The sequence below is a fragment of the Vibrio sp. 10N.286.49.C3 genome (genome assembly GCF_041469545.1).
In the GTDB taxonomy this organism is placed as follows: Bacteria; Pseudomonadota; Gammaproteobacteria; order Enterobacterales; family Vibrionaceae; genus Vibrio; species Vibrio tasmaniensis_A.
In genome coordinates this window covers 971-1,173 of the sequence record NZ_JBFRKT010000018.1, presented here as the reverse complement: position 1 = coordinate 1,173, position 203 = coordinate 971, and the positions used below count along the sequence as shown (strand labels likewise).

1 protein-coding gene is annotated in these 203 nt (G+C 46.8%); it reads right to left on the bottom strand.

The window, feature by feature from the left end; all coding sequences use genetic code 11:
• Positions 1-203 (bottom strand): transposase (locus tag AB4180_RS22795; protein ID WP_372081810.1); only part of this gene is annotated, 203 nt, incomplete at both ends.

Below are 203 nucleotides of genomic sequence, written 5' to 3'. Positions count from 1 at the left end.
CCATCTGTAACCGTTGATAAACTTAGCTCGGCGGCAATGATCTCATGAGTGCTTGTATCAACTGCAATATGCAGCTTTCGCCAGACTCTCCGCTTGCCATCCGTCCCGTGTTTTTTGACTTTCCATTCACCTTCGCCATAAACCTTAAGGCCAGTTGCATCAATGGCTAGGTGTTGTATCGCTCCTCTCGCTTTAGTCTTAAA